The sequence below is a fragment of the Flavobacterium sp. R1_16 genome, from assembly GCF_057652095.1.
The window spans coordinates 13,139-28,452 of the sequence record NZ_JBYFCG010000004.1; the positions used below are offsets into that span (position 1 = coordinate 13,139).

Sequence of the window (15,314 nt, forward strand, 5' to 3'; positions counted from 1 at the left end):
CACTATTACAATCTTTGGCTCATTTGCTTCACCATCATCTCTTTCCAAACTCTGAAATCTCCTGCTAAGATATGTTTTCTGGCCTCTCGAACCAACCACATGTAAAAACCTAGATTGTGTATGGTAGCAATTTGTTTTCCTAAATACTCATTGGCGGCGAACAAATGTCTTAAATACGCTTTCGTATATTCTGTGTCGACAAACGTTATCCCCATTTCATCCAGTGGAGAGAAATCATCTTCCCATTTTTTGTTTTTTATGTTGATGGTTCCATTTGCTGTAAATAACATTCCATTTCGAGCATTTCGAGTTGGCATCACACAATCAAACATATCCACTCCTAACGCAATATTTTCTAAAATATTAATTGGAGTCCCCACACCCATCAAATAGCGAGGTTTATCCTGAGGCAAAATATCGCAAACCACTTCAGTCATAGCATACATTTCTTCTGCTGGCTCTCCAACCGATAATCCACCAATAGCATTTCCTTGTTGACCTGCATTTGCAATATATTCTGCCGATTGTATTCTCAAATCTTTGTAGGTGCTTCCTTGAACAATTGGGAAAAAAGTTTGCTCATATCCATATTTTACAGGTACTTTTTCTAAATGAGTAATACATCGATTCAACCAACGATGCGTCATGTGCATGGAGCGTTGTGCATATTTGTAATCACAAGGATAAGGGGTACATTCATCAAATGCCATAATAATGTCTGCACCAATAGTGCGTTGAATTTCCATCACATTTTCTGGGGTAAAAACATGATAGGAACCATCAATATGCGACTTGAATTTTACTCCTTCTTCCTTAATCTTTCTGTTAGCAGACAGTGAATACACTTGATATCCTCCAGAATCAGTCAGAATGTTTCTATCCCAATTCATAAATTTGTGTAATCCCCCAGCTTGCTCTAAAATTTGAGTTTGAGGACGCAAATACAAATGATACGTATTTCCTAAAATAATATCTGGATTAATTTCTTCTTTTAATTCACGCTGATGCACTCCTTTTACAGAAGCAACTGTGCCTACAGGCATAAAAATAGGAGTTTCAATCACGCCATGGTCTGTAGTAATACTCCCTGCTCTGGCTTTAGATTGAGTGTCTTTTTGTAATAAATCGAACTTCATATTGGTGTTTTTCCCGACTGTTCGGGACGGCAAAGATAAAAGATTTAGGATTTAGTCCCGACACTTCGTGATAGGATTTAGGATTTTATTTAACACTTACACATTCAGCCCTGTGATAACTATTATAAAAATCATTTGTCTCTCGGCAAAATAAAAATTACATTTGCGACAGTTTAACTTTAACATACAAAATGAAGCCTAACATTCAACAATTAAACGATTTAACTATCCAAGTCCGAAGAGATATTCTTCGAATGGTTCATGCTGTAAATTCAGGTCATCCCGGAGGCTCTCTTGGTTGTACAGAATTTCTAGTTACCTTGTATCAAAATATAATGAATCGCAAAGAAGGCTTTGATATGGACGGCATTGGAGAAGATTTATTTTTCCTTTCTAATGGTCATATCTCACCTGTTTTCTATAGTGTATTAGCTCGTAGTGGTTATTTCCCTGTTTCAGAATTAGCTAGTTTCCGCTTACTCAATTCTCGTCTCCAAGGACACCCTACTACGCATGAAGGATTGCCTGGCGTAAGAATTGCTTCTGGTTCACTTGGACAAGGTTTGTCTGTTGGTATTGGTGCTGCTCAAGCTAAGAAATTAAATGGTGATAAAAATCTTGTTTTTACACTTCACGGAGACGGCGAATTACAAGAAGGTCAAAACTGGGAGGCCATTATGTATGCTTCTGCAAAAAAAGTAGATAATCTAATCGCTACTGTTGACCTTAATGGAAAACAAATTGACGGAACAACTGATGAAGTTCTTGCTATGGGTAGTTTACGAGCAAAATTTGAAGCCTTTGATTGGGATGTTGTAAAAATCACCAAAGGAAATGATATTGAGTCTATCATTACTGGAATGAATGAAGCAAAATCAAGAACTGGAAAAGGAAAACCTGTTTGTGTATTATTGCATACCGAGATGGGTAATGGAGTTGACTTTATGATGTACAGTCATGCTTGGCATGGAAAAGCACCAAATGATGCACAATTAGAAAATGCTTTAAGTCAAAACCAAGAAACTCTAGGAGACTACTAAAATTTAAGATTGTTGATTAACAATTTCTGATTGCAGAATTTTTTAATCTTTCAATTTTTAATCTTTCAATTTAAAAAAATGAAAAAATATACAAATACAGGAAGTAAAGATACTCGTTCAGGTTTTGGAGCCGGAATGACAGAACTAGGTCAAAAAAACGAAAATGTTGTTGCACTTTGTGCCGATTTAATTGGTTCATTAAAGTTTGACGATTTCAAAAAAAATCATCCAGAACGTTTCTTCCAAATTGGAATAGCTGAAGCAAATATGATTGGTATTGCAGCTGGTTTAACTGTTGGAGGAAAAATTCCTTTCACTGGAACCTTTGCCAACTTTTCTACTGGAAGAGTTTACGATCAAATTCGTCAATCTGTGGCCTATTCTGATAAAAATGTAAAAATTTGTGCTTCTCACGCAGGACTAACTCTTGGTGAAGATGGAGCAACACACCAAATTCTTGAAGATATTGGACTAATGAAAATGTTGCCAGGTATGACCGTAATCAACACTTGTGATTACAATCAAACTAAGGCAGCTACATTGGCTTTAGCAGACCATCACGGCCCAGCTTATTTGCGTTTTGGTCGTCCAGTTGTACCTAACTTCACACCAGCCGACGAACCATTCGTAATAGGAAAAGCGATTATACTCAACGAAGGAACTGATGTAACGATAATTGCCACAGGTCATTTGGTTTGGGAAGCTTTAATCGCAGCAGAAACATTGGAAGCCAAAGGTATTTCGGCAGAAGTTATCAATATCCACACAATTAAACCTTTGGATGATGAAGCTATCTTGAAATCAGTAGTAAAAACGGGTTGTGTAGTTACCGCTGAAGAACATAATTTCCTTGGAGGATTAGGCGAAAGCGTATCTAGAGTTTTAGCTTTAAATAATCCTAAACCACAAGAGTTTGTTGCCGTAAAAGACAGTTTTGGCGAAAGCGGAACTCCAGAACAACTAATGGAAAAATACAAGCTAAACAATCAGGCGATTGTAGAAGCTGCAGAAAAAGTAATCAAGAGAAAATAACCATTCCTTTTGTATCAATAAAAAAACCGACTTGCTTAAGTCGGTTTTTTTTATTCTCTATTGTAAGGTAATTATTTACAAGTTTTATCCAAATGTTTTTTGGTTCCGGTTGTTAATCCGCTGCAGTCCAAAATCAAATCATAACTTGTAGGAATTACTCCGTTTATTTTAATTTCGTTTAAGGTTAAAGCACCGTCACCATCATCATCTTTATCTTGATAATTTGGTTTTCCGTCACCGTCGGTATCATCGTTTGTCGGATCAAAATCGCCATTAAGATCTTCATCTACTGAAAGAATCCCATCTTCGTCTTGATCGGCTCTCTTCACTTTATATAATTTAAAAGAAAAAACCAAAGGTGAATAAGACGGAATGGAACCAGATGCTCCATTATAATACCCTAATCCTGATGGCAAAAACATAACCCCTGCTCCAAAATCCTTGAAAACAGCTGGGTCTGGACTTGACTCTGAAGACTCAGGATAACTTCCTGATGTAAACTTTGGGAAAATTTCAGACCAACCTCTAATTGTGGAATCTAATCCTATTATTTGTTGAGGAAATAAAACAGATTCAAATGCTGTGCTTTCGATATCTATTTTTTTAGTACCATCAGTAGTTGTTGAATTGTCTTTCAAATAAAATCCGCTATATGAAGCCAAAACTCCATCAACCGTTGTTGGTCTTTGTCCATCTAAACTATTGTCTTCTCGTAATTTTAAATAATAGACTGTATATTCTATATTGTGAAGTGTGACTGGTTTTTTTAAAAGCTTGGGAAAAGTTGGGCTATCTAATAACGACCAAATAGAAGGTTGGGTTCCACCAGCAGGAATCTTTGCCAATGTTATGTCACTGTTGTCTGTAAAAGTCCATTCTTGGTCCGTACCAACTAAATAATACGTTTTGAGATAGTCGGCAATAGTTGTACTATCCGTCTCATATTGAACGGCAAAATCTCTAATTGGAACTGGCTCACTTGTATTGGAATCTTTGTTGCAAGAAAATAAACCCAAAGCCAAGGAAATTACAACAAAATAAAGCTTAAATTTGTTCATTATAGAGATTTTTTAGGAGCGCAAGATACAATTTTGATTTATTTTTGTAAACAATTTAACGCCGATTTTAGAAAAACATGAGAGTGGATAAATATTTGTGGTGCGTCCGATATTACAAAACCCGAAACATGGTTACAGAAGCCTGTAAAAAAAATCATATTACCGTAAACGGGCAAATTGCTAAACCTTCTAAAGAAGTTTTTCCCTCTGATACTATTACTTTTAGAAAAGACCAAATTACACAAATAATTACTGTTTTAGACATTCCTGAAAATCGCGTTGGAGCAAAATTGGTAGACATTTACAGAAAAAATGAAACTCCAGAAGAAGCCTATCAACATTTAGAATTATTGAAACTAGCCAAGGAACATTACAGAAAAACGGGTGATGGTAGACCTACAAAAAAAGACAGAAGAGATTTGAATGATTTTGAAAATAAATTAAAAACAAATCCTCAAAACGAGTTATAACTATTTTCCACTTGCTTTAAAACGACTCTATGGAACACAACATCATACTCAATCATCAAGAAATAGAACATAAAATTAAACGAATAGCCTTTCAAATCTATGAAAACTTTGTAGATGAAGAAGCTGTCGTTATAGCTGGAATTACAAAAAATGGATTTGTACTTGCTGAAAAAATTGCTCAAAGCCTCACTTTGATTTCACCAATACAAATTATTTTATGTGAAGTTTTTATCAATAAATTACATCCGAGTGATTCCATTTCCACTTCTGTAGCAAGAGAAGATTATGAAAATAAAGGTCTTGTATTAGTAGATGACGTTTTGAATAGCGGAACTACTTTAATATACGGAGTCAAACATTTTCTTGAAGTACCGCTAAAAAAGTTTAAAACAGCAGTTTTAGTAGATAGAAATCACAAAAAATATCCCGTAAAAGCAGATTTCAAAGGAATTTCTCTAAGCACCTCTTTGCAAGAGCATGTTCAAGTTGTTTTTGAAGAAAACACAAGTTATGCTTATTTAAACTAATAGCGACTGTATTTCTAAAGCTGTTTCTTGTGGTGTTTTTCCATCTGTAGTAACAACATATTTTGCTTGGTTGTAATAAAAGCTTCTTTCAAAAAGATGTTTAGCAATAAACTCTTTCATTTCTTCTTCGCTTTTACTTGCAATTAAGGGTCTATTTGCCTTTTGAGTTCTCAATCTTTCATACAATTTGTCGATTGACGTTTTTAGGTATATTGTAGTGATACCCTCTTGATTCAAAAGTTCTTGATTGTTTGCAAAACAAGGCGTTCCTCCACCAAGACTCAAAATCATATTATTTTCTAATAGTAAAATTCTTTTCAGCACTTGGTGCTCCAATTTTCTAAAAAACACTTCACCTTTTTGTTCAAAAATTCTGGAGACAGACGCATTTTGCTCTTTTTCAATAATTTCATCTAAATCTAAGAACTCATAATTGATGCTTTTTGACAATAATTTTGCAATTGTTGACTTTCCTGAGCCCATATATCCTATCAAAATTATTTTCTCCATAGCAATAAAACCTTATAAATAAAGACGTTAACAATAATTAGCAAAAAAACACAAATTTAAAATAAAATACCTTTGAAAAATAAATAATAACGCCTTATATTTGCACCCGCGTTGAAGAAAGGTTAATGACTTGATAGCTCAGTTGGTAGAGCACATCACTTTTAATGATGGGGTCCTGGGTTCGAGCCCCAGTCAGGTCACAATTTTAAAGCCAAATGCATTGGGCGAGAAGTTTATCCCGAGAGCGAAGAGAATCGGGAAGCCCCAGTCAGGTCACAAAATTATAAACATCTTCAAGCGACGACTTGATAGCTCAGTTGGTAGAGCACATCACTTTTAATGATGGGGTCCTGGGTTCGAGCCCCAGTCAGGTCACAACAAGTCGTTCGCCTTGGCGGGTGACTTTTTTTGTTTTTGGCCACGTGGAGAAACGGTAGACTTGCCATCTTGAGGGGGTGGTGCTCGTAAGGGCGTGTGGGTTCAAATCCCACCGTGGTCACAATACTTAATCGTAATTTCTTATTTTATAAGTAGTTACGATTTTTGTTTTTATAAAATGTACTGTAATTGTATTGTCGCTAACTTTATTGTAATATTTTCTATTTGTAAAAATATGTTTAGATTAAAAAAATCAACGAGACATAGGGGTCATAACGAAAAAAAGTACTTTATATCTAGGTAAATTTAACTTGACCAACATGAGAGGGACGTATGAAATACATAACTTATATTTTATTCATTTATAAGATAATTATCATAAAAATTATATAAACTCAATTTATCAAATCAAGTCTTAATTAATTCACTTAAACCTAGATTAATAATTAAGTTGTAGTAGTGAATGAGATAATGTTTTTTTTCTTTATTAGGTTACTATAAACCTGTAATATATATTGAATTAGTGTAAATGCCTTTATTTAAAATTCCGTAAAATATCTAAATATAACTTGTTTTATTAGTGGTAGATTATGTTAAAGCGTTCTGTATTTACTAAAACTTAGAAGTTCTCTAGGTTCTATTTCTAAGGCATTCGCAATTTTAACTAATGTTCTAATTGTAGTATTTACTTCATTTCTTTCAATTCTGCCTATTGTAGATTTAGGTAAATTACATACATCAGCTAAATTTTGTTGAGAAAGATTTTTTCTTTCTCGAATTTGCCTTATATGAATTCCTAAATTTATTAAAAATGCATCCTCTGAAACCATATTCAAAGGTGGCAAACAAATATTTTTTGTACGGACGCTTTTACGCCTCCGATTTTATTATATTTGAATAATTTAATACAATTACGGTTTGCCGTAAAATACTTAAAAATTAAATTTCAACTTTTGTAAAACTTTAAATTGTTCATTTATGAAAAAAACTATTTCAATTCTATTGTTGTCATTAATAATAACCTCATGTTCAAAAAGTGACTCAGAAAACTCATCAAGCGCAAATAACAAATCGTTTCATCCTCCCGCTTGGATTCAGGGAACTTGGGTTCAATTTTACGGGAATATCTCTTCAGGGAGCGGTTATAAATTCACTTCAGACAATGTATGCCAAGTTATTTCAGGAGGTCAAACTTGCTATAAAGAATTGCTAAATACTTATGATAACTCTAATATTGAAGTAAATGTGAATGAAAGTATTAATACAAATAATGAATATAAATTTTCATGGACAATTCAAGCGTCAACTGTTAAATTACATTTTAAAAAAGGCACTGATAACAAAACAATTTTTCAAGTGTATGAAGGGGTTGGAGATATACCTCTCACAAAACAATAATTTAAATTAAAATTATGAAAAATATTATATTCTTTTTATTGTTTACCTCTTTTAGTTTTGCACAATCTATTTCTGAAAAATGGAATTCTCTTACTAGATGTTATGAATACACCGATGAATATGGTAATTTAGTTGGCACTAAATCATATAATAGTCTTACTAATTCATGGACATATACCGCTGTAAATAGTTCAAATAATCGTTATAGTGAAACGTATGACACAAGTGCTATTGATTTACAAGGTGCTGTGGCTATGGAAAAACAAAGACGTTATGATAATAATCGTAATAAATTACAAACTACTGTTAATAATATAATGACTAAAATAGAAAGCTTAAATTATGGAGATAGTAAAACTACAAAGATAAAAGAGCGATTTACAAATGAATATATGAAACAACTTCAAAATCATTTTCAAGATGGAGATTTATCAAAAAATAGTGTGTTCTCTCAAATGAATAATTGGATGTATTTTGGCGTAAATAAAATAATAAAAGAAGAAAATGAAAATACATTTACAGAGGAATTTAAAAAAGATAATACTGTTTCTGCTTTAATGAAGTATAAAGGAACATACAATGTAAAATTTGTTGAAGAGTACATATATTTAAAAGGTAAATGGGTATTAAAAAACACAGATAAAACTAAAACAGAATTTACGTACAACGACAATTTTATTTCTTTTAAAAGAAGTTATTTTCCAGAACCAATGTATAGAGAGTTAATATATCTTTCGTATAATTCTACTTTAAAATATTATTTTTATAATTCAAAATACGGTTCAACATTAATTGCAGAAGATTTTACAAATGTTATTCTTTTTGACAAAGAGGATAGTGATGGAAAACCAACAAATAAATATATTTTCTACTTTTAAAAACAATAATTTCAAAGAACAAATTTTAACTTAAACCTAAATATATTATGACTGATAATCCTGCACAATTTTTTGACCAAATACTGAAGTATTTATCGACAGATTATAATAAAATTTTTACGTTTCAAGAACTAAGCAATAATTTACCTAAATCAAAAGTTATAGATGATAATACCATTGAAGCTTTAGCTAACATATCTTTAATAGCTGAAAGAGATAAAACAAATTTGATTAATTCTTTAGAATTTTTAAATAGTGAAAAACTAATTAAATGGTCTATTTCTCAACAAAAACTAATCATAACTTCTAAAGGATTTATTAAGATTAAAACTAAAGGATTTGAAAAAGAGGCTTCTGAAATTGAATGGGATAGAAAATATACAATATTTAACAATGTAGTCACTCCTTTAATTGCATTATTAGCCTTTATATTAAGTATCTGTACCCTATTTTTTAAAAATTATCCATATACCAACTATAAAATAAACAATACAAACAAACAAGAAAATACAAAGTAATATTCCCATAACTAGACGAATTGTTTCCATACTATTTAAGATTGATTTTATTTATGTTTTATTTTAACTATTTAAAATATTATTATGAGCACTGAGCCCGAAGAACCAACTTCTTACATTCCTTTACATCCAACCAAAACTCCAAACTTATTTTTACATGGAGCAGATGATTTTGGCACAATGGAAAGAGGAAAAGTATATAACTCAATTACTTACAATAAAGAGATAATTGATATTAATGGCAAACCAATTCGAGCTAAAAAACCTAAAAAGAAAACTATTATGCCTTTACAAGTAATCACAATCCCTGCTCAAATGTCCGAAGAAATGGACGTAAATTTATTAATGCTTATTAAAACAGCTAATCACCATATTGAATTGATGGCAAAAACACTAAAAAAATCAAAGGTTAATGATATAAAAACAGCTGATAATAGAGAAGTAATTATAACGCTTTCTGTTAGTCCAGAAACAGGCTCTATTGAAGTTGATAGACAGTTTATACTGCCATAGGTTGCTTAATTTGTTTTATAATTAGTGTTTTTATCTCTTTAAAGGTCACTCTAATTTCTTCCCCTTTTTGCAATCTTTTTAGCTTATTTTTATCTAAAATTTTAAATTCGTTAGGTAAGATTGAATTTTATAAATCATCTACATCGAACTTACTATTGATTCTGCTCGATAGATTTTATCATTTTCATTTAAATGTTTAGATATTGTACTATTTTTGGTTAATATTTTAAATTTATACATCATGTTAGATTTTAGTTATTATTTGGTTATAGTCTATGTTAAAAATGATAGACTGTCTTATCCTAATTTTATTACTTGTGCAAAAACAAAAACAGAATTTATTCGTATTAATGACTTATTTGAATTTTTAAATGATGGTAAAAGTGGATTGTCTGATGATACTTATGATTTAAATAATACTTTTATAAAAATAGAAGATAATATTGGGTGGAAAAATTATTTAAAAACAGTTAATTTTTAGTTTGTGTAGAATTGTATATAGTTACCTTAATTTATTTATTGAATTAATTATAACTTTTTTTTGTTTTCTGTTAACAAAGAAACCGAATACACGTAATTTAAAAATAGCCCTAAACGAAAAAAGTCTAAACATACGTTTAGACTTTTTTTAAGAGCGAAAGACGAGGCTCGAACTCGCGACAACCAGCTTGGAAGGCTGGAGCTCTACCAACTGAGCTACTTTCGCATTACAACGGTGCAAATATAGACAATAAGTTTAATTTGCTCCAAATTTTTTTTATAAAAATCGTTAGTTTTTTTTATTAACCTTTTTTCAAACATTCAAAAAAGAGATAATCTTTTTAGTATTAATTTGTTAGCTGATAACAGGCAACGAATCAAAAGGCAACTATTTTTAATCACGACAAAATTTTGGCCCTATTTGAATAATTTCTTGACGGATGATAAATAAACAAGCAGGATTTATTTTTTATTGTATTGATAATATCTGTTGTGAGTGCTGCTGGAAGAGCTGGACAACCTTGACTCCTACCCAATCTTTTATTGACCTTTATAAAAGCATCCGAAACATAATCTGCTGCGTGCATAACTACTCCTCTTTCTCTAGCTTTGTCATTTACTCCTTTTTCTAGTCCATCTAATTTTAGTGACTTTCCATGTTTACCTTGGTAAATCTCTCCCGTTACATAAAATCCTAAACTACTTTTGAAAGAAGAAGCCTCATTGGAAAAAGATGTAGCAAACTCTTCTCCTGTATTTCTTCCATGGGCTACTAAGGAATTAAATAAAATCGTATTGGTTGTTAAATCTATCACCCAAAGCCTTTTTACATTGGATGACAAACCGAAATCAATGAGGGTTAAGATGTCTTTTTGGATAAGCCCTTTTTCTTTTAACAAATTGAATCCTTTTAAAGCTTCGGAAAAACTTTCCATTTTGGGCAAGGAAAAATGATTTGCATTTAGATTATCATATACCCATTCCGCATTCATTTCGCTATTAGAAACCGAAACTTTATGAGATACATTCTCAACCTTTTTACTTTCGTCCGAGGGAGACAAGGTAAAAGAAGTTAAAAAGAAAAAAAACAAAGGAAAAAACTTATAAATCATTGATTGTATTTAAGTTAAATGACAAATTTGAGACGTTTTCAAAATTACAAAATTCATGCCAATATTAAATTTGGATTTCAAAAACTAATATACAATGGAGAATATTTTTTGATGTAAAGGAAAAACGAAAGTAATTGAAATATATTGCAATAGAGTTGCAAATGTTAATTTTATGGTTATTTTTGTAAGATAAAGCAGTAGTTTTTATGAATAAATTTCAGCGTCTATTACTATTCTTGATAGTGACTCATTTTCATTCTTTCGGTCAAAAGAAAGTTTTAAATGCCATAACTGCGGGAAACATTACAATAGACGGGAAATTTAATGAGCCTATATGGGAATACGCTCCTGTGGGCAAGGATTTTATAATGTTCGCCCCTGACAATGGCAGACCCATAAATGAAAATAAAAAAACTGAAGTTCAAATTGTTTACAACGACGATGCCATTTTTGTTGCTGCAAAAATGTACGATGATGAGCCCAATAAAATTCTGAAAGAAATCACCCAAAGAGACAATTTTGGCACCTCAGAAAACTTTGGGATTTTTTTAAACGGCTTTAACGACAGCCAACAAGATTTTAGATTTTATGTAAGTGCCGCTGGAGTGCAAGCAGATTGCATTTTTACTAACGAAAACGGCGAAGATTTTACTTGGGATGCTATTTGGGAAAGCCAAGTAAAAATAACCGATTTTGGCTGGGTGGCCGAATTAAAAATTCCTTATGCCGCCTTGCGTTTTTCTAAGAAAAAAGAACAAACTTGGGGACTCAATTTTTACAGAGAAATACGCAGAGACCGACAATCCTATACTTGGAATTTTATTGACTCCACTATCAATAACGAAAGTGCCCAATCAGGAATATTGCAAGGAATTGAAGACATTCAAACGCCAACGAGATTGTTTTTTATTCCCTATTCTTCTTTTTATTTGAATTCCAATCGATTTGAAAAAACCACGGGACAATTAAAGGCCGGACTTGATATTAAATACGGAATTAGCGATGCTTTTACTCTTGACGCCATATTAATTCCAGATTTTGGCCAAACAAAATTTGATAATGTCGAATTGTATCTCGGCCCTTTTGAACAACAATTTACAGAAAACAGACCTTTCTTTACAGAAGGAACTGATTTGTTTAAAAAAGGAGATTTATTATACTCCCGAAGAATTGGCGGATCGCCTGATTATAAATTGAGTAATGTAGAATTTTTTAATGGAAATTCCACGATAAATCTCATTAACGCTTCCAAAATTTCAGGCCGCACAAAAAACGGCTTAGGAATAGGCGTGCTAAATGCAGTCACAGAAGAAACAAATTTAGAAATAGTAAACTCAGAAACCGGAGAAGTAAGAAAAGAAATAGAACCCTTAGCTAATTATAATGAAATAGTTATTGACCAACGATTCAGAAAAAACTCTTCCGTTTCTTTCGTAAATACTAACGTGACCCGAATTGGAAGTTTTAGAGATGCGAATGTGTCTGCAGCCGTTTTCGATTTGAATACAAAAGGAAACACCTTTAATATAAAAGGAGATTTCAAGTACAGTTATGTAAATGAATCGAATAATATTGATGACAAAAAAGGATATAATACTTCTTTATTTCTGGGAGAAACTAGCGGAAAATACCGATATGGAGTTGGAGGAAAATATATTTCAGAAGATTATGACAATAATGATTTAGGCATTAATTTTCAAACCCATTATTACACTCTATATTCTAACAATAGTTATAGAATATTGAACCCTACCAAACATTTCAACACTTTTCAAACCAACTTAAATTTTTACAGTGAATTTGATAATAGAACCGGAAAACTACAAACTGGATCGGCCACTTTAGTATTTGATACTACCAGTAAGAAAAACGATTATTACGGTGTAAATATTTATTCAAGTCCACTAAAAACGTATAATTTTTATGAACCTCGATCTAGTGATGATTCAAAATTTTTAACAGTACCTGAAAGCGTTGGAATTTGGCTCTATTTTTCTTCCAATTACAACCATCCATTTGCTATTGATATTAATCCCTACTATACTTACATAAATGAAAAAGACCGCGTAGATTATGGTCTCACAATTAGCCCAAAATACCGATTTAATGACAATTTTTCATTAAATTATAAAACCAGTTTTTACAGACAAAACAACAACGTAGGTTGGGTTGACTTTAGTGAAGACGACGCTACAATATTCGCTGTAAGAAACAGAATTACCTATATCAACACCCTACAAGGAAAATACACCTTGAATGAAAAAATGAATATTAACTTGGCGGTAAGACATTACTGGTCTTATGTTACCAATCATGATTTTTATACATTACAAGACAACGGAACGCTATTATCTAACACCACATACGCAGAAAATAAAGATCAAAATTTTAACACCTGGAATTTAGACCTCTCCTACTCTTGGTGGTTTGCTCCCGGAAGTCAAATTTCTGTATTGTACAGAAATAGCTCTTCGATATATGAAGATAATTTTAGTCGAGAGTTGACAAAAAACCTCAGCAAGGCAATTGATAACAAGAATTTAAATCATATTTTTTCCATCAGTATTCGTTATTTTATAGACTATAATACTTTGAAAAAATAAAGCTTTCTCATCAAAATAATTATCAAATTATCGGTCTGAAATCACAAACTAAAATTTTAAAATACCTTATCTTTGCTCACTACAATCTCAACAGAGTTGACCCTGAAAAATAAAAACATAACACGATGAACAAAAAAGTAATTTTAATGATTCTTGATGGTTGGGGAAAATCTCCAGACCCTAAAGTTTCTGCCATTGACAATGCGAATGTTCCATTTATCAATTCACTTTATACTCAATATCCTAATGCACAATTAAGAACTGACGGTCTCAATGTTGGTCTACCCGAAGGTCAAATGGGAAATAGCGAAGTGGGTCACATGAACCTTGGAGCAGGGAGAATTGTTTACCAAGATTTGGCAAAAATAAATCTTGCTGTAGAGCACAAAACGTTGAATCAAGAGCCTGTTCTAGTAGAAGCCTTTCAATATGCCAAAGACAACAATGCCAATGTTCACCTCCTAGGTTTGGTATCAGATGGTGGAGTACATTCGCACACTTCACATTTAAGAGGATTAATTGATGCTTCTCAAAATTTCGGATTACAAAAAGTATACGTTCATGCCTTTACTGACGGTCGTGATGTTGATCCAAAATCAGGAAAACAATACATTCAAGATTTAGAAAAATACATTTCAAATACATCCGTAAAACTAGCTTCAATTGTAGGTCGTTATTATGCAATGGATCGTGACAAACGTTGGGAAAGAGTAAAAAAAGCCTATGATTTAGTTGTAAATGGAATTGGGACACATTCTAAAAATGCTATTGAGAGCATCAAACAAAGTTATAAAGACAATATAACCGATGAATTTATCGACCCAATAATCATGGTCGATGCCAATGATAAACCACTAGCTACAATTAAAGAAAATGATGTCGTTATCTTCTTCAATTTCAGAACCGATAGAGGAAGAGAACTCACTGAAACGCTTTCGCAAAAAGATTTTCATGAGCAAAACATGCATAAATTAAATTTGTATTATGTAACCTTGACCAACTATGACGAAACCTACCAAAATGTAAAAGTGGTATATAATAAAGATAATATCACAGAAACCTTAGGTGAAGTTTTAGAGAAAGCAGGTAAAAAACAAATCCGAATTGCAGAAACCGAAAAATATCCTCACGTTACTTTCTTTTTCTCTGGAGGAAGAGAACTACCTTTTGAAGGTGAAAGTCGCATATTGAAAAATTCTCCAAAAGTGGCTACCTACGACTTAAAACCTGAAATGAGTGCATACGAACTAGCAGATGCATTGGTTCCTGAACTGAACAAAGGCGAGGTAGATTTTGTATGTCTGAATTTTGCCAATGGAGACATGGTGGGTCATACGGGAGTAATGGAGGCTGCGATTCAAGCTTGTGAAGCAGTAGATAAATGTGTAGAAAAAGTAGTTACTGCTGCTCTAGCTAATGGATATACTACCTTGATTATTGCTGATCACGGCAACTGCGAAACCATGATAAATCCTGATGGAAGTCCAAATACAGCACACACAACAAATCCTGTTCCTATTATATTAGTAGATAAAGAATTGAAACAAATTCACGATGGGGTTTTAGGCGACTTGGCTCCGACAATACTAGAACTCATGGGAATTGAGAAACCAGAAGTAATGACAAGGCACTCCCTACTATAAAACAAAAGCTCCAAATGG

General features: G+C 32.4%; 16 protein-coding genes and 4 tRNA genes. 14 read left to right on the forward strand and 6 right to left on the reverse strand.

Features of this window, described 5'->3' with window-relative positions:
• Positions 1-5: 5 nt before the first annotated feature.
• On the reverse strand, positions 6-1,136 hold the full coding sequence (gene tgt, locus AC23L6_RS07820) for a tRNA guanosine(34) transglycosylase Tgt (protein ID WP_487561613.1): 1,131 nt from the start codon (positions 1,134-1,136) through the stop codon (positions 6-8).
• A gap of 191 nt (positions 1,137-1,327) precedes the next feature.
• On the opposite strand from tgt, the gene AC23L6_RS07825 reads away from it, so the two are divergent.
• Positions 1,328-2,176 carry a transketolase gene (locus AC23L6_RS07825; RefSeq protein ID WP_487561614.1) on the forward strand — a complete coding sequence of 283 codons (849 nt, stop codon included), beginning with the start codon at positions 1,328-1,330 and terminating at the stop codon, positions 2,174-2,176.
• Positions 2,177-2,254: 78 nt separating this feature from the next.
• Positions 2,255-3,208 (forward strand): transketolase family protein, encoded by a 954-nt coding sequence (locus tag AC23L6_RS07830; RefSeq protein ID WP_487561615.1) that lies wholly within the window; start codon positions 2,255-2,257, stop codon positions 3,206-3,208.
• Positions 3,209-3,279: 71 nt separating this feature from the next.
• On the opposite strand, the gene AC23L6_RS07835 is transcribed toward AC23L6_RS07830, so the two are convergent.
• Positions 3,280-4,266 carry an FKBP-type peptidyl-prolyl cis-trans isomerase gene (locus tag AC23L6_RS07835; RefSeq protein WP_487561616.1) on the reverse strand — a complete coding sequence of 329 codons (987 nt, stop codon included), beginning with the start codon at positions 4,264-4,266 and terminating at the stop codon, positions 3,280-3,282.
• A gap of 77 nt (positions 4,267-4,343) precedes the next feature.
• Between AC23L6_RS07835 and AC23L6_RS07840 the strand changes: the two genes are divergently transcribed.
• Positions 4,344-4,736, forward strand: a complete 393-nt coding sequence (locus AC23L6_RS07840; protein ID WP_487561617.1) for an RNA-binding S4 domain-containing protein — start codon at positions 4,344-4,346, stop codon at positions 4,734-4,736.
• A gap of 29 nt (positions 4,737-4,765) precedes the next feature.
• Complete coding sequence (locus AC23L6_RS07845) at positions 4,766-5,263, forward strand: phosphoribosyltransferase domain-containing protein (RefSeq protein WP_487561618.1); 498 nt, start codon at positions 4,766-4,768, stop codon at positions 5,261-5,263.
• Here AC23L6_RS07845 and AC23L6_RS07850 read toward each other — a convergent pair.
• Positions 5,255-5,773, reverse strand: a complete 519-nt coding sequence (locus tag AC23L6_RS07850; RefSeq protein ID WP_487561619.1) for a shikimate kinase — start codon at positions 5,771-5,773, stop codon at positions 5,255-5,257. The genes AC23L6_RS07845 and AC23L6_RS07850 overlap by 9 nt on opposite strands.
• A 127-nt stretch (positions 5,774-5,900) precedes the next feature.
• Between AC23L6_RS07850 and AC23L6_RS07855 the strand changes: the two genes are divergently transcribed.
• The 3 genes from AC23L6_RS07855 (at position 5,901) to AC23L6_RS07865 (ending at position 6,272) form a co-directional block, all read left to right on the forward strand.
• Positions 5,901-5,973, forward strand: a tRNA-Lys gene (locus AC23L6_RS07855).
• 102 nt (positions 5,974-6,075) lie between these two features.
• A tRNA-Lys gene (locus AC23L6_RS07860) sits at positions 6,076-6,148 on the forward strand.
• 41 nt (positions 6,149-6,189) lie between these two features.
• A tRNA-Leu gene (locus tag AC23L6_RS07865) sits at positions 6,190-6,272 on the forward strand.
• Between the two features lie 472 nt (positions 6,273-6,744).
• Here AC23L6_RS07865 and AC23L6_RS07870 read toward each other — a convergent pair.
• A complete protein-coding gene (locus AC23L6_RS07870; protein ID WP_487561620.1) occupies positions 6,745-6,996 on the reverse strand; it encodes a helix-turn-helix domain-containing protein in 252 nt (83 codons plus the stop codon).
• Positions 6,997-7,129: 133 nt separating this feature from the next.
• On the opposite strand from AC23L6_RS07870, the gene AC23L6_RS07875 reads away from it, so the two are divergent.
• From AC23L6_RS07875 to AC23L6_RS07895, 5 genes are all read left to right on the forward strand, one after another.
• Positions 7,130-7,549 carry a hypothetical protein gene (locus tag AC23L6_RS07875; protein WP_487561621.1) on the forward strand — a complete coding sequence of 140 codons (420 nt, stop codon included), beginning with the start codon at positions 7,130-7,132 and terminating at the stop codon, positions 7,547-7,549.
• A 14-nt stretch (positions 7,550-7,563) separates the two neighbouring features.
• Positions 7,564-8,427: a hypothetical protein gene (locus AC23L6_RS07880; RefSeq protein WP_487561622.1), complete on the forward strand. Its 864-nt coding sequence runs from the start codon at positions 7,564-7,566 to the stop codon at positions 8,425-8,427.
• 47 nt (positions 8,428-8,474) lie between these two features.
• The gene (locus tag AC23L6_RS07885) at positions 8,475-8,945 is read left to right on the forward strand and encodes a hypothetical protein (protein ID WP_487561623.1); all 471 of its coding nucleotides are present in this window, start codon (positions 8,475-8,477) and stop codon (positions 8,943-8,945) included.
• Positions 8,946-9,029: 84 nt separating this feature from the next.
• Positions 9,030-9,458, forward strand: coding sequence for a hypothetical protein (locus AC23L6_RS07890; protein WP_487561624.1), 429 nt, complete (start codon positions 9,030-9,032; stop codon positions 9,456-9,458).
• A gap of 241 nt (positions 9,459-9,699) precedes the next feature.
• Positions 9,700-9,939 (forward strand): hypothetical protein, encoded by a 240-nt coding sequence (locus AC23L6_RS07895; RefSeq protein WP_487561625.1) that lies wholly within the window; start codon positions 9,700-9,702, stop codon positions 9,937-9,939.
• A gap of 152 nt (positions 9,940-10,091) precedes the next feature.
• On the opposite strand, the gene AC23L6_RS07900 is transcribed toward AC23L6_RS07895, so the two are convergent.
• Together AC23L6_RS07900 and AC23L6_RS07905 are read right to left on the reverse strand one after the other, a co-directional pair.
• Positions 10,092-10,164 (reverse strand) — tRNA-Gly (locus tag AC23L6_RS07900).
• Between the two features lie 172 nt (positions 10,165-10,336).
• The gene (locus AC23L6_RS07905; RefSeq protein ID WP_487561626.1) at positions 10,337-11,050 is read right to left on the reverse strand and encodes a murein L,D-transpeptidase catalytic domain family protein; all 714 of its coding nucleotides are present in this window, start codon (positions 11,048-11,050) and stop codon (positions 10,337-10,339) included.
• A 206-nt stretch (positions 11,051-11,256) separates the two neighbouring features.
• Here AC23L6_RS07905 and AC23L6_RS07910 point away from each other — a divergent pair, with 206 nt between their 5' ends.
• Both AC23L6_RS07910 and gpmI read left to right on the forward strand, forming a co-directional pair.
• Entirely contained in the window at positions 11,257-13,653 is a 2,397-nt protein-coding gene (locus AC23L6_RS07910) for a DUF5916 domain-containing protein (protein ID WP_487561627.1), read from the forward strand.
• Positions 13,654-13,778: 125 nt separating this feature from the next.
• On the forward strand, positions 13,779-15,296 hold the full coding sequence (gpmI, locus tag AC23L6_RS07915; RefSeq protein ID WP_487561628.1) for a 2,3-bisphosphoglycerate-independent phosphoglycerate mutase: 1,518 nt from the start codon (positions 13,779-13,781) through the stop codon (positions 15,294-15,296).
• The last annotated feature ends 18 nt before the right edge of the window (positions 15,297-15,314 follow it).